The organism is Dysosmobacter sp. Phy, assembly GCF_054476235.1.
On sequence record NZ_CM136997.1, the window covers coordinates 912612 to 929629 of the forward strand.

General features: G+C 61.3%; 15 protein-coding genes. 5 read left to right on the plus strand and 10 right to left on the minus strand.

The window, feature by feature from the left end; translation table 11 throughout:
* Positions 1–16: 16 nt before the first annotated feature.
* From ACVDHE_RS04575 to lpdA, 4 genes are all read left to right on the plus strand, one after another.
* Positions 17–982, plus strand: a complete 966-nt coding sequence (locus ACVDHE_RS04575; protein WP_458885761.1) for a thiamine pyrophosphate-dependent dehydrogenase E1 component subunit alpha — start codon at positions 17–19, stop codon at positions 980–982.
* Between the two features lie 18 nt (positions 983–1000).
* Positions 1001–1981, plus strand: a complete 981-nt coding sequence (locus ACVDHE_RS04580) for an alpha-ketoacid dehydrogenase subunit beta (protein WP_458885762.1) — start codon at positions 1001–1003, stop codon at positions 1979–1981.
* Positions 1982–2049: 68 nt separating this feature from the next.
* Positions 2050–3621, plus strand: coding sequence for a 2-oxo acid dehydrogenase subunit E2 (locus ACVDHE_RS04585; RefSeq protein WP_458885763.1), 1572 nt, complete (start codon positions 2050–2052; stop codon positions 3619–3621).
* 19 nt (positions 3622–3640) lie between these two features.
* A complete protein-coding gene (gene lpdA, locus ACVDHE_RS04590) occupies positions 3641–5044 on the plus strand; it encodes a dihydrolipoyl dehydrogenase (RefSeq protein ID WP_458885764.1) in 1404 nt (467 codons plus the stop codon).
* A gap of 89 nt (positions 5045–5133) precedes the next feature.
* Here the strand turns inward: lpdA and ACVDHE_RS04595 are convergent, their stop codons facing one another.
* The 6 genes from ACVDHE_RS04595 to ACVDHE_RS04620 all read right to left on the minus strand — a co-directional run bounded on the left by ACVDHE_RS04595 (position 5134) and on the right by ACVDHE_RS04620 (position 10570).
* Positions 5134–5571, minus strand: coding sequence for an RpiB/LacA/LacB family sugar-phosphate isomerase (locus ACVDHE_RS04595; RefSeq protein WP_213037019.1), 438 nt, complete (start codon positions 5569–5571; stop codon positions 5134–5136).
* Positions 5572–5588: 17 nt separating this feature from the next.
* A complete protein-coding gene (locus ACVDHE_RS04600) occupies positions 5589–6308 on the minus strand; it encodes a GntR family transcriptional regulator (RefSeq protein ID WP_213037020.1) in 720 nt (239 codons plus the stop codon).
* 30 nt (positions 6309–6338) lie between these two features.
* Positions 6339–6977: a class II aldolase/adducin family protein gene (locus tag ACVDHE_RS04605; RefSeq protein ID WP_213037021.1), complete on the minus strand. Its 639-nt coding sequence runs from the start codon at positions 6975–6977 to the stop codon at positions 6339–6341.
* Between the two features lie 60 nt (positions 6978–7037).
* Positions 7038–8306, minus strand: coding sequence for a Tm-1-like ATP-binding domain-containing protein (locus tag ACVDHE_RS04610; RefSeq protein ID WP_458885765.1), 1269 nt, complete (start codon positions 8304–8306; stop codon positions 7038–7040).
* 98 nt (positions 8307–8404) lie between these two features.
* Positions 8405–9490 carry an N-acyl homoserine lactonase family protein gene (locus ACVDHE_RS04615; RefSeq protein ID WP_458885766.1) on the minus strand — a complete coding sequence of 362 codons (1086 nt, stop codon included), beginning with the start codon at positions 9488–9490 and terminating at the stop codon, positions 8405–8407.
* 75 nt (positions 9491–9565) lie between these two features.
* On the minus strand, positions 9566–10570 hold the full coding sequence (locus ACVDHE_RS04620; RefSeq protein ID WP_458885767.1) for a 2-keto-3-deoxygluconate permease: 1005 nt from the start codon (positions 10568–10570) through the stop codon (positions 9566–9568).
* A 401-nt stretch (positions 10571–10971) separates the two neighbouring features.
* On the opposite strand from ACVDHE_RS04620, the gene ACVDHE_RS04625 reads away from it, so the two are divergent.
* A complete protein-coding gene (locus ACVDHE_RS04625; RefSeq protein WP_458885768.1) occupies positions 10972–11661 on the plus strand; it encodes a triose-phosphate isomerase in 690 nt (229 codons plus the stop codon).
* 314 nt (positions 11662–11975) lie between these two features.
* Here the strand turns inward: ACVDHE_RS04625 and ACVDHE_RS04630 are convergent, their stop codons facing one another.
* Genes ACVDHE_RS04630 through ACVDHE_RS04645 form a run of 4 tightly spaced genes read right to left on the minus strand, consistent with a single transcriptional unit; the run spans position 11976 to position 16973 of the window.
* Positions 11976–13001 carry an aldose epimerase family protein gene (locus ACVDHE_RS04630; RefSeq protein ID WP_458885769.1) on the minus strand — a complete coding sequence of 342 codons (1026 nt, stop codon included), beginning with the start codon at positions 12999–13001 and terminating at the stop codon, positions 11976–11978.
* Between the two features lie 4 nt (positions 13002–13005).
* Positions 13006–14463 (minus strand): aldehyde dehydrogenase family protein, encoded by a 1458-nt coding sequence (locus ACVDHE_RS04635; protein WP_458885770.1) that lies wholly within the window; start codon positions 14461–14463, stop codon positions 13006–13008.
* Positions 14450–15973 carry a sugar ABC transporter ATP-binding protein gene (locus ACVDHE_RS04640; protein WP_458885771.1) on the minus strand — a complete coding sequence of 508 codons (1524 nt, stop codon included), beginning with the start codon at positions 15971–15973 and terminating at the stop codon, positions 14450–14452. The genes ACVDHE_RS04635 and ACVDHE_RS04640 overlap by 14 nt, the downstream gene beginning before the upstream one ends.
* Before the next feature lie 13 nt (positions 15974–15986).
* Positions 15987–16973, minus strand: a complete 987-nt coding sequence (locus ACVDHE_RS04645; protein WP_458885772.1) for an ABC transporter permease — start codon at positions 16971–16973, stop codon at positions 15987–15989.
* Positions 16974–17018 lie beyond the last annotated feature (45 nt).

Here is a 17018-nt window from a genome sequence, read left to right on the forward strand (position 1 = left end):
AATTGGGGAGATTACTATGAAATACGAAAACGACTTTCTGCTGAAACTGTACAAGGACCTTCTGGAGACGCGGCTGCTGGAGATCAAGATGACGGATCTCTATGCCGAGAGCCGGGTCCCCGGCCACATTCACAGCGGCACGGGCCAGGAGGCCGCCTTTGTCGGCGTGCTGGCCACGAGAAAACCCGGCGATTATTTCAAGCTCCCGCACCGCGTCGTCAGTTCCGCGTATCTGGTCGGCGATCCGCTGGATACGTTCTTTGGCGAGATCCTGGCCAAAAAGACCGGCAACTCCGGCGGCCGCGGCGGCATCAACCACCTGGGCAGGCTCTGCGACGGCGTCCTCGGCATGTCGGGTACCCTGGGCTGCGACGCGGCCATCCCCGTGGGCGCGGCCATGACCATCGAGGCGGAGGGCCGGAACAACGTGGCATTCTTCTTTGTGGGAGACGGCGCCACCAACCGCGGTCCTGTCTACGAGGCCATGACCCTGGCCGCGGACTGGAAGCTGCCGGTGGTCTTTGTGTGCATCAACAACGGCTTCGCCATTTCCACCCCCATTACATATGCCTCCCCCGTGCCCAACGTCATGGCCGACAAGGCCGCGGGCTTCAATATGCCCGCCGTGATCGTGGACGGCACCGACGTTCTGGACACCTACGAGGGCGCCTCCAAGATCGTGGAGGGCGTCCGCGCCGGCAACGGTCCCGCTGTGATCGAGTGCAAATGCTACCGCTGGAGAGGCCACTTTGAGGGCGACCAGTGCGCATATCGGGATCAATCCGTTACGGAGAAGTGGATGCAGGAGCGGGACTGCGTGAAGAACTTTGAGCAGGACCTGGTCAAGCAGGGCATCTTGACGGATGAGCAGATCGGCAAAATGCGCCAGGACTTCGACCGGGAGATGGAAGAGGCCATTGCAAGAGCAGAGGCTGCTCCTGAGATGACAGCTGATGAGATCTACGATTTCCTTTATGTCTGATAGGGGAGGATGCGAATTATGAAAGTCACATTTGGCAAAGCGATCACCGACGCTTTGAACGAGGAGATGCGCAGAGACAGCAAGGTCGTGCTTTACGGAGAGGATATTGCCGAGTTCGGCAACATTTTCGGCCTGACGCGGGGGATGCTGGAGGAGTACGGCCCGAAGCGGGTCCGCAATACGCCCATCACAGAGACGGCGATCATCGGCAGCGCCATCGGCGCGGCGGAGACCGGCCTTCGTCCCTGCGTGGAGCTGATGTACTCCGACTTCACGACCGTCTGCTTTGCCGAGATCTTCCACTGTGTGGCAAAGTGGAGATACATGCACGGCCCGGAATACAAGCTGCCCCTGGTCATCCGCAACGCCTCCGGCAGCGCCAACGGCGCGGGCTCCGAGCACTCCAACTGCGTGGAGAGCCTGTTCATGCACGCCCCCGGCCTGACGGTGGTCACTCCCTCCTGCGCCTATGACGCCAAGGGCCTGCTGAAGTCCGCCATCCGTTCGGACAACCCGGTGCTGTTCTGCGAGCCGAAGCTGCTCTACCAGTCCAAGCAGGAGATCCCCGACGAGATCTATCACAGCGACTACACGATCCCCCTGGGTCAGGCGGACGTAAAGCGCCAGGGCAGGGACGTGACGTTGGTGGCAGTGGGCCTCATGGTCTCCCGGGCAATGGAAGCCGCCCAGAAGCTGGCTGCCGAAGGGATCGAGGTGGAGGTGGTGGATCCCCGTACCATCGCGCCTCTGGACAAGGATACCATCTTTGCCTCTATCCGGAAGACCCACCGGGCGGCGGTGGTAGAAGAGAGCAACAAGACCGCCGGCATCGGCGCCGAGTTGGCCGCGCTGTTCCAGGAAGAGCTATATGACGAACTGGATGGCCCGGTGGTCAGAATCGCCGCGCTGGATGTTCCCATGCCCTACAACATTCCGATGGAGCACTATTCCATTCCGGACGTCAATCGGATCGTTGCGTCCATCCGCAAGATGTTCTGACCGAAACGCATCATTTTGAAAAGGAGGAGCATGTTAAGGCCTCCACAGAGCCTTAACAACATCAGACTATGAGTGTTGAAATTGTCATGCCAAGAGCCGGTCTCACCATGGTGGAAGGCACGATCGGCACTTGGAAAGCTGCTGAGGGTTCCCATGTCAGCAAAGGCGACGTGATCATGGAATATGAAAACGAAAAGAACATGATCGACTACGAGGCCCTGACCTCCGGGATCCTGCACATTCTTGCCCAGGAGGGCGACACGGTCAAGGTCGGTGACCCGATCGGCATCATGGCTGAGAGCCAGGCGGAATACGACGCCCTGGTCAAGGGCGGCGCTGCGTCTGCGCCCGCACCCGAGGCCGCGCCTGCCGCAGCCAGCTCCGCGCCTTCCGCCGGCGTCGTTGAGATCGAAATGCCCCGCGCGGGACTGACCATGGTCGAAGGCACGATCACAGAGTGGAAGGTCGCTGAGGGCACGCAGGTGTCCAAGGGACAGGCCGTCATGGAATATGAAAACGAGAAAAACTCCATTGCCTACGAGATCGTGCACGGCGGATTCCTCCACATCGTGGCGCAGGAGGGAGAAACCGTAAAGGTAGGCGCCCCCATCGCCTACGTAACGGACACCAAAGAGCAGTACGACCAGCTGGTGAGCGGCGGCGCTCCCGCGGCGGCCGCCGAGCCGGAGGAAAAGGGCTGCGCCAGAAACTGCCCCACCTGCGTCCACAGCAGCACCGTTCCGGATGCCGCCCCCGTCAAGGGCCGCATCAGCGCCTCGGGCCTGGCCAAGAAGATGGCGAAGGAGGCCGGCATTGATCTGGCTGCCGTCGCGCCCACGGGCGGCCCCAACGGCCGGCGCATCGTTGCAAAGGACATCGAGGCGTATTTGAAGAACGCAAAGCCGGCAGAGGCAGTCTCCGCCGCTCCCGCCGCGGCTTCTGACGCGGATGAGGTCACGGCGATCCCCTGGGTCGGCGTGCGCAAAACCATCGCCCGCAACATGTTCAACAGCATGCAGCAGATGGCGCAGAGCACCTGTGTCTGTGAAGTCGACGCGACGGAGCTGCTGGCGCTGCGGGCAGAGCTGGTGGCGGATCAGGATATGCTTGGCTGCAAGATCACCGTAAACGACCTTCTCTGCAAGATGCTGGGCAAGGTCCTGCCGAGACACCCTCTGGCAAACGCCACCTTTGACGGCAAGACCCTCTATACGCACAAGCACGTGCATCTCTCCGTGGCGGTGGGCGCAGAGGATGGCCTGATGGTTCCGGTGGTCAAAAACGTGGATCAGCTGAGCCTGTGCGAGATCAGCAAAAAGGTAAGAGACCTGGCCGCCCGGGCCAAGAGCAAGTCCTTGCTGCCGGACGAGCAGAGCGGCGGCACCTGCACCATCACCAACGTGGGCATGTTCCCCATCGACATCGGCACCCCGGTCATCAATCCCCCTCAGACGGTGATCTGCGGATTCGGGCGCACCGTGCGGCGGGCCGTTATCATGATGGACGACACCATCGCCCCGCGTTCCATGATGAACGTATTCCTGACATTTGACCATCAGGTCCTGGATGGCCTGGAAGTGGGCCGGATCCTTAAGGACATCCAGTATTACATCGAGCATCCGGAGATGATTTTGGCTTAATCGCGGAGGAATACATATCATGAAAATTGCTGTTGTTGGAGGCGGTCCCGGCGGCTATGTTGCCGCCATCCGGGCCGCCCAGTTGGGGGCAAGCGTAACGCTGGTGGAAAAGCAGCATCTCGGCGGAACCTGCCTGAATATCGGCTGCATCCCCACCAAGTGCCTGCTCCACAGCGCGGAGCTTTTGGCGGATATCAAGGAGCAGGGAAAGGCGATCGGCGTCGAGGCGTCCGATGTGCGGATAAATTTCCCCCAGGTCATTCAGCACAAGAATGAGGTCTCCAAAAAGCTGACCAGCGGAATCGCAAGCCTGCTGAAAGCCAACAAGATCAAAAAAATCGACGGCGAAGCGTATTTCCTGGGCGCCAAGAAAATGAGCGTTCTGAAAAACGACGGCACCGAGGAGCCGCTGGATGCGGACGCATATATTCTGGCCACCGGCTCCGCGAACTCCGTGCCGCCCATCCCCGGCATCAAGGATAATCCCAACTGCATCGATTCCACCGGTGCGCTGAGCCTGAAAGAACTGCCCAAGTCCATGGTGGTCATCGGCGGCGGCGTCATCGGCCTGGAGCTGGCCTGCGCCTACGCCGCTTTCGGCACCAAGGTGACCGTGGTGGAAGCCATGGACCATATGCTGCCCATGCTGGACGGCGATCTGACCAAAATCGGCGTTGCCCACATGAAAAAAATGGGGATCGAGTTTTATCTGGAGTGCCCCGTTCAGTCTGTGGCGGCCAATCCGGCGGGCGCGGAGGTCGTGTGCAAGAGCAAGGACAACCAGACGATCCGTTTCGTGGCGGAGAAGGTGCTGGTGGCTGTGGGACGCCATGCCAACACAGATTCCCTGCGTCTGGATGCAGGCGGCATCAAGCATGAAAAGGGACGCATTTTGGTCAATGAAAAGATGGAGACCAGCGTGCCCGGCATCTATGCCATCGGCGATTGCGTGAAGGGCTACGCCCATCTGGCCCATACAGCCAGCGCCATGGGGGAGGTCGCCGCGGAGAATATTATGGGTCTTTCTGCCGCATACGACGAACGCACAAATCCCACCTGCGTGTACATGGAGCCGGAGGCGGCGTCTGTGGGGCTCACGGAGGAGCAGGCAAAGGCCCGCGGGATCGACTACACCGTCGGTAAATTCCCCATGTCCGCAAACGGAAAGGCACTCATTCTCAACGGCGGAGAGGGGCTTGTCAAAATCATTGCCGGAAAGCAGTACGGCGAAGTCCTTGGCATGCACATCATCGGCCCGCGGGCAACCGATCTCATCGCGGAAGGCGCCCTGGCCATCAGCGTGGAGGCCACTCTGGACGAGCTGATCTCCACCATTCACAGCCACCCGACGGTCACCGAAACCATGCGGGAGGCTGCGTTGGATGCGGAGGGCCGGGCCATACACATGGTTTCGCGCCGCTGAAAAGCAGCCGTCTTTCCGCCGGAGGGACCGCGGAACACAAAAAAGAAGGGGGACGGAATTCCGTCCCCCTTTTCAATTTTTCCCGAAGATCAGTGCGCCTGCTCGTATTCCACGATGGCGTCCACTTTCTTGCCGGAGCGCTCGTTGTACTCGTAAGTGCAGGACAGGTAGGCCTCGATCAGCTCCTTGGCCAGCATGTTGCCGGTGACCTGGCTGCCCAGGGTGATGATGTTGCAGTTGTTGGACAGGCACGCCCGCTTGGCGGAGTACACGTTCAGCACATTGGCGGCGTAAGCGCCCTTGACCTTGTTGGCTGCCAGCATCACGCCGATGCCGGTGCCGCAGAAGAGGATGCCGCGGTCGTACTTCTTGGCGGCCACCGCCTCGGCCACCTCGATGGCCACGTGGGCGTAAATGGTATCCTCGCTGCCAAAGTCCGTGACCTCATGGCCCAGCCCCTTGACAAACTCGATCATTTCCTGCTTGAAGGCCTCCGCGTTGGGATCGCAGCCCATTGCAATTTTCATAAAGATGAACCCTCCGTTTATTTTTCGTCGGCAGATTCCTTGAGCGAGCGCTCATACCGCTTCCACTTGTTGGCGATGTTCCGCTTGGTGGCGGCGCGGAATTTTTCCGCCTCGCCCTGCTCCAGAAAGTCGATGTAGGACTGGTGCTCCGCCAGCATCTTCTCCTTCCCCTCCGGCGTCTCCAGCAGCGTTTCGCCGTAGAGCATTTTGAAGAAGGAGAGGATATCCCACAGGCTCTCGATCAGCGTGCAGGTCCGGGTCAGACCCGAGGCCTGGTAGATGGCAAAGTGGAATTCGCGGTTTTTCAGATGCACGCTCTTGGCGTTCAAGGTCGGTGCCATCAAAATTTCCCGATACTCCCGGTGCAGCGTCTTGATGTTTTCCAGCTGCTCCGGGGTGATGTTCCGGCAGGCGGCGTAGGCCGCCTCGGACTCCAGCAGTTGCCGCAGGCGGTAAATCTCAGAGATCTCATCCTTTTTCAGGCTCACCAGCCGCACGCCCACATAGGGCTCCGACACGGCGATGCCCTTCCGCTCCAGGGTGTTCAGTGCCTCCCGCACCGGCATCCGGCTGACGCCCAGCTCCGCCGAGATCTGCTCGGTACGAAGCTTGTCGCCCATCTGCAGCGTGCCGTCCATGATCCAATCCATCAGGCACTTGAGCACCTGATCGGCCAGCTTGCTGCGCTGCAAAATGATCTCCTGCTTTTCCACTCCGCGGCTCCCACTTTTTGTCATGGCTGTTTTAAATCTCCTGTAATGATCAGATTACAGAGAAAGCGTGCCCATCATCTTCTCCAGAATGGCCACCTGGGCGGTCTCCTCGATCAGCTCCACAACATGCTCCGCAGCCACCGCGGTCTTGCCGATGCCAACAGCGCCGTGATCGGCCAGCAAAAAGGCGTCCAGATCCGGCTGCGCTGCAAACATCTCCTCGACCATGGGGACGTCCTCCTGCCGGACCATGGCGGCCTGGACGTTGAGATTGGGCAGCGGGCCCTTGAACTTCAGCTGGGAGTGCCAGGTGACCAGGGGCAGGGGCTTTTTGGTGGAAGACCAGGCGATGGCATAGGGGGAGTGCACGTGGACCACGGCGTTGGCAGTGGGCTGGATCTTGTAGATGTAGCCGTGGAGCGTGGCCTCCTTAGTGGGCTTGCCCTTGGGCAGGTCCTCGCCCTCAATCAGATTGCCGTCGAAGTCGCAGACCACAAAGCCCTTGACGATCTCCTTCTCCACATCCACCACACAGTCGCCCATGGAGCCGCCGCTGGCCTTGACCAGCATCCACTCCGTGCCGGGGATCCGGGCGCTGACGTTGCCGCCGCTTCCTGTCTGTAACTTTCTATTATATACGCGATCGCAGGCAATAACAAGGTCTTTTGCCGTCATCAGGATGTCTTTATTCATATTTGTCTCACCTTTCTTCCGCTTCTGGCACCGGCGAGCCGGCTGAAATTCCGCAGCGGATCACTTTTTCGCAGCCGCCATGACCTCCAGCATGACCTTGGCCGCCTTCACGCCCCACTCCGGCGCGTCCAGGTTTCCCTCCACCTCGATGACCTCGATGTTGGGATTCAGATTGGCCTTGAGCGTATCGATCAGAGCCTTGTCCGTCTCGGGATCGTACAGCGCCTCGCCGATGGTGGTGTTGTGGCGCATGCCGTCGGTGGGGATCAGCACCTTCACCGGGCAGCTGGCGGGATAATCGGCCGTATTGAGGCGGGTTGCCATGATCTTGGCGATATCCCGGGCCTCGTCCGGCGTGATCTTGATGTGGACGGTGTCGGCGTTGTGGTCATAGGTCTTGCGGCTGTCCAGATTGGGGACCACATGGGCCTCCTTCTTGTTGTAGTCCACGAAGTCGATGCCGCCCAGACTCACCACCAGGGGGACCCGGCTGGCGGTGGTTTTGAGCAGGCGGACCGCGGCGCCGGGGCCGTAGGAGAAGCCGCCGCCAAAATACTCAGAGGTGATCTCATGCTGGGTCAGATCCAAAACGCCGTCGATGAGGCCGTCGGCGGCCATCTGCTCCATGACGGCGCCGCCCACGCCGGTGGCGTGGAAGCCCAGGACCTCGTAGCCGTTGCGCTCCAGCTCCTCCACGGCGGCCATGCAGCCGTTGTTGGTGACGCCCATCAGCGTCAGGCCGATGACGGGCTTGTCGCCCTTGGCAATGACCTCGCCGGCGGTCTGGACCATGCCGATCACGCAGCCGCAGGCGTTGGCGATGACCTTCCGGGTGATCAGGTTCAGACCCGTGCAGTCGCAGATGGTGGGCATGGCCACAATGTCCTTGTCGCCCACCACCAGGCTGAACTGCTTGGTGCCGCTGGCCACGGTGGTGGCCATGACCTTGGGGAAGCCGATGGGCAGGACGGACATGGCGGCGGTGGCCATGGTGGTATTTTGCAGGCCGCCCACGGAGATAATGCCGTGGATCTTGCCCTCTTTGTAGAGGTTCTCCACGTAGGCGGTGACCGCCTTGCGCATGAATTCGATCTTCTCACCTTTGGTCTTGTCCTCCAGCTCCGACCAGGGCGTGCCGTAGGCGGCGACGATCTCGCCCCGGGAGACGTCCACCACCCGGCCGTTGTCGTCGGGGTTGGCGCACTCCACAGGGCCGGTGGCCGTGTTCAGGACCAGGGCCTTCAGGCCGGCCTTCTCCACGCACTCCTTCATATAGGCGGTTTCCGTATATTTGGTATCGCAGCTTTCGATAATGGCAATCGTTTTCATTGTCAGCACCGCATCTTTCATAAAAATCATGCCGTCGGCCGGCTTTACCCGGCCGACGGCAGTTTCTTTACAGGACTCCGCTGGATTCGTTTTTCGGTTTACAGCTCGATGCCGCCGATCTCCTTGGCGCGCTCGGCCCAGGGCTTGGAATCGGCCTTGGCGCCGAAGTACTTCCGCTCCACGGACTCGGGAGTGGTGCCCTTGGCGGCGGACTCCTTGGCGATGATGGCCTTGGAGTACTTGTCGAAGTCGAAATCGCTGTCCTTGGTGCCGATGACGGGCAGCTGGTTGTTGTGATCGGCCTCATAGGCCTCCACAGCGGCGGACAGGATCACGTCGTGGGCCAGCAGCAGGTGCTTGTAGGGATCCACGCCGGCGCGGTTGCAGCGGCGCAGGAACTCCCGGATGCCTTCCCAGGCGGCGACCATGTCCACATAGCGGCCGGGAGGGCAGATGTCGTAGTGGAGCTTCTCCACCATGTCCTGGGGAGCGTCGATGTTGCCCATGACGAACACGGCATCGCCCACGCAGAAGTAGGGGCCCTTCTCGGTCTGGACCATGACGGACATGGATCCGGGGCTGTGGCCGAAGCTCTCGAACACCGTGACGCCGGGGACGATCTCCACCTCGCCGCGGACGGTCTCAAAGCGGGCGGGCACGTTGATGCCGGCGGACTCATCCACGATGTCATAGGGAGCGACAAACTGATCCTTGTAGGTCACGTCGCCGTCCTTGCAGATGATAGGGCGGCAGTAGCTCTTGAAGTGCAGGGACACGGGATTGTGGGCGTAGTTCCACTCCACCTCGTTGACGATGAAGCGAGCGTTGACGAACTTCTCGATGTAGAACACGTGGTCCCAGTGCAGGTGGGTGAAGATGACGATGTCCACATCCTCGGGCTTGTAGCCGGCCTGGGCCAGGCGGGACTCGATGTCGTCCACACCGGGGCGCTGGGTGGAGGGACCGTGATGGTACTTGTCGGCGTGCTCATCCCAGGACATGCCGGTATCCACCAGGATCAGCTTGTCACCGCCCTCGATCAGGAAGGTGAAGTCGGGCAGCTGATCCAGCTCGTTGGTCAGGCCGTACTTTTCGATGTACTTGCTGCAGGAGAAGTGATACCAGTACTCCAGAGGCTTGGTGGGGATGTAACCGCTGTTGAGAGGACGAATCTTGTAGTTCATAGTGATGTCTTCCTTTCTAAAATCACAGAGTTGTCTGGAATTACCTTTGGAACAGGGGCAGCGCTTTACGCCGGATCACTTTTCCGCCTGGGCAGCCACAGCCTCGTCGGAGTAGATGCCCTTCTTCAGCCGGCGCATTCTCTTATCCAGCATAGCAGTGATCAGCGGGCAAGTAAAGGCCGTGACGATGGCGGCGATGGTCACCTGAGCGGTGGCGGCGGAAGCGACGGGAGCAAAGGAGGCGTCCACCTCGGCCATATAGGAGGGGACGGCCGTGGCGTTGGCTGCGGTGGTGCCGATGGCGGCGCCCATGGCGTTGCGCTTCTTCTTGGGCAGGAAGATCTGATACACAGCGTAGAACACGAAAGCGGACAGAGCGGAGATCAGAGCCAGAACCACGCCGCCGATGCCGCCGCTGACCAGGCCTCTGAGGCTCATGCCGGCACCAATGGGGATCATCATGAAGAAGGTGACGATGGGCAGGGCGTTGCTGGCGTGCTTGCGGAACTCACTGTCCAGGTTGCCCCAGACGATGCCGACGATCAGGGGCACCAGGGTGGCCACGAAGGTCATGAAGGGGATGGAGGCCATGCCGGCCGCGCCCATGGCGATCATGGTGAAGAAGGGTCCGTCGTTGAGAGACAGGATGGAGATGGCGCCGGCATCGGTGTCGTCACCGTACTGCTGGGCAATGGCCAGGTACTCGCCGCCGGCGGAGTTGGTGATGGCCGCGATGATGGCCATGGGGGTCACACCCAGCAGGCCGGCAGGGCCGCACAGCGCGCTGACCAGCAGGCCCAGGGCGACGCCCAGGATAAATTTGATGGCGGTCAGCACGAAGCCCTTGTAGAAGGGCATGCCGATCTTTCTGACGTTAATGGAGGCGCCGTTGAGCAGCAGGAACAGGCCCAGCAGGCAGGAGGTGCCGCTGCTGAAGAGGCCGGTGGTGAAGCCGCCGATCTTCAGCGCATTGGGAGCGATGGTGTTGATGATGACGCCGATGAACAGGGGAACGATGATGATGCCGCCGGGAATTTTGCGCATGAGAGCGAAAATGCTTGTCTTCTGAGTGTTTTCCATGATGCGGTCTCCTTCCGGTTCATAACGGTTGTGTGGGCTCCGGACCCTTGATTGGATGTTGGATATTGGATCCAATCTTTAACTACATTGTATCCAATCCATCCAAAATGTCAATCCACAGCCCTTCCAAATTCAAGAAAATAATTTATGCACTTTTTCTAAATTGACAAAAAATAAACACATCCGATTCAGCGTATTACACGACCGCTTGTAGAAAACAGCGAAAAACATTTCTCCAATATACACATTTCAAACAAAAAGCGGAAGTCTCCCGGCTAAACGGCTTTCAGGACAACGCGCATGGAAAAGACCGGTGCGCTTGTTTTTGGAAAGCGAGTATGCTAGGATGATTCCGAAAAACGGCAGCGCGCGGCGGCGCGCTCCAACAGGAGGAATGCAGAATGAACCGAGTTTCCACCCCGTTTCTGTTCGTAAACCCCAAGTCCTATCTCTGGGGGAAGGAGAGCCTGGCCCTGGCCCAGGCGGCGGACCGCATTGCCGCGGACACCGGCGTCCAGATCTTCTTCACCTGCCCCTACGCGGATCTGCGGCTGATCGCGGAGCACACCAGCCACGTCACCGTCACCGCCCAGAACATGGACGCCCTGCACCCCGGCCGCGGCATGGGCGCCGTGCTGCCGGAGTCCCTGGTGGAGGCCGGCGCCAAGGCGGTGGTGCTGAACCACGCGGAGAACCAAAAGACCCTGGCGGAGCTGTACGCCTGCATCAACCGGGCCAAGGAGCTGGGGCTTATCACCATCGTCTGCGCCGACTCCACGGTGGAGGCCCAGGCCGTGGCCCAGCTGGGGGTGGACGTGATCCTGGCGGAGCCCACCGCCCTGATCGGCACCGGCACCACCGCTGACGACAGCTACACCGTGGAGACCACCAAGGCCATCAAGGCCGTGGATCCGGAGGTAAAGGTGATGATCGCCTCCGGCATCACCACCGCCGAGGACTGCTACAAGGTGGTGTACCTGGGCGCCGACGGCACCGGCTCCACCTCCGGCATTGTGAAGGCCCCCTCTCCCGCCGGCCGCGTGGAAGAGATGGTGCAGGCCATCCTCCGGGCCGTGGAGGACCGCCGCTGAACAGCGCAGCCAAAGCGGGACGTCCGCATGGCGGCTCAACACGCTGAGGGGAGGAGGCGAGAGCCCCCTCCCCTTTCCCGCTGTTTTCAGCAGGCGGGCATTCCATGCCCCTCCCCTCGCTGTCTCCTGGGGGCTCGCCGCTTCCGGTCTGCTGCCGGCCCGCCGGGATTCATCTGGACTCCGCGCCGTCTTGCAGCGGCCCCAAAACGTGCGCTGCCCCCGGTATCCCTCAGGATACCGGGGGTGCTTTCTCTTTTCGGATGGGCGGAAGCTGCGCAGCACCCGCGCTCCCGCCGCCGGCCGGCAGCGGCAGGTCAAAAGGCAAACCGCGTCTGCCGATGGTACATCTGACCTGCTTTCAGCACGACCGGCGGGAAATGGGGGAAATGGACGGCGTCCGGATAGTCCTGCGTCTCCAGACACAGGCCGGAGAATCGTTGATACCGCTCTCCCCGCTTTCCGGTCAGGGAGCCGTCCAGATAGTTTCCGCTGTACACCTGGACGCCGGGCTGATCGCTCTCCACCCGCATGGTCAGCTGCCCGTCCGCAGAGGTCAGCTGCGCCACCGGCCCAAAGACGCCGGCGGGCTTGGACAGGACGAAATTGTGGTTGAAGCCGGAGCCCTTTTTCATCTGCTCGTCCTCTGCTCCCACCCGCTGTCCGATGCGGACGCCTTTCCGGCAGTCGAAGGGCGTCCCCTCCACCGGCAGGATCTGCCCCGTGCTGGCGCAGGCGTCATCGATCTGCGTGAAGGCATCTGCATACACGGTCAGCGTCTCATCCAGAATGGTTCCGTCGTGGCGGCCCTCCAGATTGAAATAGCTGTGATGGGTCAGGTTCACGATGGTGTCCCGGTCACTGACGGCGGTATAGTCGATGCGCAGGGCCCGCTCAGAGAGGGAATAGGTGATGCGGGTATCCAGCGTCCCTGGATACCCGCCGGCCCCATCCGGGCTGACGCAGCGCAGGGTGACAAAGTCCTCCCCCGCCGCCTCCACGGAAAAGGGCGTGTTCCAGAAGCCGCGGGATCCGCCGTGCAGGTGGTTTTCTCCTTCGTTCGCCTCCAGCGTATAGGTTTTCTCTCCGATTGCAAAGGAGGCGCCGCTGATCCGGTTGGCACACCGGCCGATGACCGTGCCGATGTAATAGCCCTGGTCCACATAGTCCTTCCAGTCGGAAAAACCCAGTACCACATCGCGGTATGCCCCCGCCGCATCCAGCGCCCGCAGGCTCTGGATCACCCCTCCGAAGCTGAGGATCGCCGCGGACAGGCGCTGATTTTCCAGGACGATCCGCTCCACCGCGCAGGAGCCGATCATCCCCAGCCGTTCTCTCTTCATGGCGTCAGTGCATCCGCCACATGTTGTTCTTGACTTTCAGATACTCGTGGAGGCCGTAGGTGCCGTACTCCCGGCCGCTGCCGCTGTTCTTGTTGCCGCCGAAGGGGCAGGCCATGTGCATGCCGTTGGGCAGGTTGACCCAGACGGAGCCGGCATTGAGGCGCTGGGCGATCTTGTAGGCCTTTACCAGATCGCGGCTGAACACATTGGCGCCCAGGCCGAACTCCGTATCGTTGGCCAGCCGGACCGCATCCTCGGTATCCCGGTACTTGCAAACACACAGCACCGGTCCGAATACCTCGGTGCGCCAGATCTCCATGTCCGGCGTCACGTCGGTCAGGATGGTGGGGGTGTAATAGGGCGCGCCGGCGCAGCCGTTTTCCGTGTACCGGCACCCGCCGCAGTAGATCTTGGCACCCTGCTCCACCGCGCGTCTGACCAGCGCATCCACCTCCTGAAGGTGCTCCTCGCTGATCAGCACGCCCATACGGGTCTCATAGTCCAGGGGATCGCCGATGCGGATCTGCTCGCACTTGGCCTTCAGCATGGCCAGGTACTCATCGTACACGTCCTCGTGGGCAATCACCCGGGTCATGGCGCAGCAGACCTCGCCCTGGTTGAAGGTAAAGCCCTCGATCTGGCAGGTGGTGGCAATGTCGATGTCGGCATCGGACTCCACAATGACGCCGCCCTTTCCGCCCAGCTCCAGGACCAGCTTCTTCATCACCGGTGAGTCGGCGGACAGGTGCATCAGCTGGCGGCCCACGGCCTCGGACCCGGTGAAGCCCACTACGTCCACCTCCTTGTGGCTCACCAGGGCATTGCCCACCAGGCTGCCCTGGCCGTGGATCACGTTCACCACGCCGGCCGGGAAGCCGGCCTCCTCAAACACCTCGCCCATGATGGCGGCGGTGGTGGGGGTGATGGAGGAGGCTTTGATCACGCAGGTGTTTCCGGCAGCCAGGGCGGGCGCCAGGCTGCGGGTCAGCAGGTGCAGGGGAAAATTGAAGGGGGCAATGATGGCGGCCACGCCGTAGGGCTCGTAGGTCACAAAGTCGAAGTCCCGCTGGTTGATCTCGCCCAGGGGGATGACCTCGCCCTTGATCTCCCGGCACAGGTCGGCAAAATACTCAAAGGCCCAGATGGACACCCGGGTGTCAAAGCCGTAGGTGTCGAATACCGGCTTGCCGGTCTCCATGGCCTCCACCTCGGCCATCTCCCGCTGGCGGCGGCGCATGATGGCAGCGGCCTTGCGCAGGTAGTCGCTGCGGGTCTCCCCGTCCAGGCCGGACCACAGCGGGAAGGCGGCCCGGGCCGCACGGCAGGCGCGGTCCACATCGTTCACCGTGGCTGCGGCGAAGCGGTTGACCTCCTGACCGTTGGCCTTGTGATAGGAGACAAAGGTCTTGCCGTCCTCGGAATCGGTCCACTGGCCGTTGATGTACAGTTTAAACTCTTTCATGTTCCATACCTCCCATATCGAAGGACGCCTGCATGATGGCATCCTGGCTGAAGTGTTCTCTGTCGAATTCGCCGGAGATCCGGCCGTTGTTGACGACCAGAATACGGTCGCAGATCCCCAGCAGCTCCAGAAGCTCCGAGGAGACCACGATGACCGCCGTCCCGTCGGCCGCCAGCTGGTTGATGATGTTGTAGATCTCCACCTTGGCGCCCACATCGATGCCCCGGGTGGGCTCATCCAGGATCATGACCTTCGGCGATGTGGCCAGCCACTTGGCGATGACGCCCTTTTGCTGGTTGCCGCCGCTGAAATTCTTGATCTGCCGGTCGGCATCGGCGGGTCGGATCTGCAGATCCCGGATATATTTCTGCGCCAGAGCGTCTTTTTTCCGCTTCTGGATGTGCCCCAGGCGGCTGAGCTGGTCATGGCTGGCCATGCAGATGTTCTCCCGGAGGCTCATGCCCAGAACCACGCCCTCCCGCTTGCGGTCCTCCGGCACCAGCGCAATGCCGGATTCTTTCGCCTGGTTGGGATTTTTCACCGTCACGGGAGCGCCCTCCAGCAGGATCTCTCCGCTGTCCGGCCGGATGGCGCCGAAGATGCTCTTCATGATCTCGCTGCGGCCGGCGCCCACCAGGCCGGAAATCCCCAGGATCTCCCCCTTCCTCGCCGCGAAGCTGACGTCGCTGTACATCCCCTTCTTGGTCAGGTGCCGGACCTCCAGGGCGATCTCCTCTCCGGGCACCGTGCTCTTGGGCGGGAAGTAGTTGCCCAGCTCCCGGCCCACCATCTTGCTGACGATGTGGTCCTTCTCCGTATCGTGGTTGTGATTGTCAATGGTCTCTACGATCTGTCCGTCCCGCAGGATGGTCATGCGGTCGCACAGGGCGATCACCTCCTCCAGCCGGTGGGAGATATAGATGATGGACATACCGTTTTCCTTCAGTCTCCGGACGATCCGGAACAGGCCCTCGGTCTCCTTCTCCGTCAGCACGGCTGTGGGCTCGTCCATGACCAGGATGTCGATATCGTCAAATACCGCTTTGCCGATCTCCACCAGCTGCTGCATGGCGACACTCATGTACTTGACCTTGGTGCGCAGGTTGAAATCCCGGACTCCCAGCTGGGCCATGGCCTCTCCGGCCCGGCGCTCCATTTCGCTCTTGCACAGGTGGCACAGGCCCCGAACCTTCTCGCGGCCCAGGAACATGTTCTCCGCCACATTCAGGGTGGGCACCAGGTTGAACTCCTGGTAGATGACGCCCACCTTGTTGGCAATGGCGTCCAGCGGCCGTTCGATGACGGTGGGCTTGCCGTTGATCTCGATCACGCCCTCGTCAGGAGGATAGACGCCGCCCAGGACCTTCATCAGCGTGGACTTGCCGGCGCCGTTCTCGCCCACCAGCGCGTGCATCTCCCCGCGCCGCAGCTCGAAATCCACATGGTCCAGCGCCACAACGCCCGGAAAGCGCTTGGTGATGCCCTTCATTTTCAGGATCGTGTCAGTCATAGCGCACGCCTCCTCACTTCCGCTTGGAGCGGGCGTAGTTGTCAAAGATGCAGACCACCACGATGATGGCGCCCACCACCACGGTCTGCCAGTACATGTTGACGTTCAGCATCACCAGTGCGTTTTTGATCAGGCCCAGCAGCAGCGCGCCCAGGAAGGTGCCCACGATGGTGGCGTCGCCGCCGGCCATGGCCGTGCCGCCCACCACCGCCGCCGCAATGGAGTCCATGTCAAAGTTCTGGCCGGCGGTGGCGTTGCCGGCGTTCAGGCGGCCCACCATGATCACCGCCGTGATGCCGCACAGCAGGCCGGTGAGGGTGTAGACCATGGTCTTGTAGCGCCGGACATTGATGCCGGAGAGAACGGCGGCAGTTTCGTTTCCGCCGATGGCGATGATGCGGGTGCCGAACCGGGTGCTGCCCAGCAGATAGACGGCAATGGCCACCAGCACGATCATGATGACGGCCATGATGGGGACCGGTCCCCAGTAGCCGTTGCCCAGTTCCAGAACGAACGGATTCTCCACAGCGATGGGAAAGCCCTTGGTGATGATATAGGAAAGGCCCCGGGTCACGTTGGCCATGCCCAGCGTCACGATGAAGGGCGGCAGCTGGAAGGTGGTGATGATGGCGCCGTTGACGAAGCCGATCAGCACGCTGGTCAGGACGCCCAGCAAAATGGCCAGCCAGGAGTTCATCCCCATCTCAAAGAACTTCGCCATGACGATGCCGGAAAGGCCCAGGGAATAGCCCACCGACAGGTCGATGCCGCCGGTGCCCAGGACCATGGTCTGGCCGATGGCGACGATGCTGACCAGGCTGATCTGCTTGAGCAGATTGAACATGTTCTCCCGGGTCATAAAGGTGTCCGGCCGGGCGATGGACATGGCGATGAAAATCACGATCAGAATCAGGACCATGGAGCTCTCCCGCCGGTTGGCCAGCGCCCGCAGGCCGGACTGCTTCACATCCCCCAGTTTTTCCTTGCTTTTTTGGACCATATGTATCCTCCTTAACGGAACTGCAGCAGACAAGCGTCCGTACAC

Excerpts from the sequence above, each read along its gene's own strand:
- ACVDHE_RS04585 (WP_458885763.1), top strand. The coding sequence starts at position 2,050 with ATGAGTGTTGAAATTGTCATGCCAAGAGCCGGTCTCACCATGGTGGAA.
- ACVDHE_RS04610 (WP_458885765.1), bottom strand. The coding sequence starts at position 8,306 with ATGAAAACGATTGCCATTATCGAAAGCTGCGATACCAAATATACGGAA.
- ACVDHE_RS04580 (WP_458885762.1), top strand. The coding sequence starts at position 1,001 with ATGAAAGTCACATTTGGCAAAGCGATCACCGACGCTTTGAACGAGGAG.
- ACVDHE_RS04625 (WP_458885768.1), top strand. The coding sequence starts at position 10,972 with ATGAACCGAGTTTCCACCCCGTTTCTGTTCGTAAACCCCAAGTCCTAT.
- ACVDHE_RS04600 (WP_213037020.1), bottom strand. The coding sequence starts at position 6,308 with ATGACAAAAAGTGGGAGCCGCGGAGTGGAAAAGCAGGAGATCATTTTG.
- ACVDHE_RS04645 (WP_458885772.1), bottom strand. The coding sequence starts at position 16,973 with ATGGTCCAAAAAAGCAAGGAAAAACTGGGGGATGTGAAGCAGTCCGGC.
- ACVDHE_RS04605 (WP_213037021.1), bottom strand. The coding sequence starts at position 6,977 with ATGAATAAAGACATCCTGATGACGGCAAAAGACCTTGTTATTGCCTGC.
- ACVDHE_RS04630 (WP_458885769.1), bottom strand. The coding sequence starts at position 13,001 with ATGAAGAGAGAACGGCTGGGGATGATCGGCTCCTGCGCGGTGGAGCGG.
- ACVDHE_RS04575 (WP_458885761.1), top strand. The coding sequence starts at position 17 with ATGAAATACGAAAACGACTTTCTGCTGAAACTGTACAAGGACCTTCTG.
- ACVDHE_RS04620 (WP_458885767.1), bottom strand. The coding sequence starts at position 10,570 with ATGGAAAACACTCAGAAGACAAGCATTTTCGCTCTCATGCGCAAAATT.
- ACVDHE_RS04595 (WP_213037019.1), bottom strand. The coding sequence starts at position 5,571 with ATGAAAATTGCAATGGGCTGCGATCCCAACGCGGAGGCCTTCAAGCAG.
- ACVDHE_RS04640 (WP_458885771.1), bottom strand. The coding sequence starts at position 15,973 with ATGACTGACACGATCCTGAAAATGAAGGGCATCACCAAGCGCTTTCCG.
- lpdA (WP_458885764.1), top strand. The coding sequence starts at position 3,641 with ATGAAAATTGCTGTTGTTGGAGGCGGTCCCGGCGGCTATGTTGCCGCC.
- ACVDHE_RS04635 (WP_458885770.1), bottom strand. The coding sequence starts at position 14,463 with ATGAAAGAGTTTAAACTGTACATCAACGGCCAGTGGACCGATTCCGAG.
- ACVDHE_RS04615 (WP_458885766.1), bottom strand. The coding sequence starts at position 9,490 with ATGAACTACAAGATTCGTCCTCTCAACAGCGGTTACATCCCCACCAAG.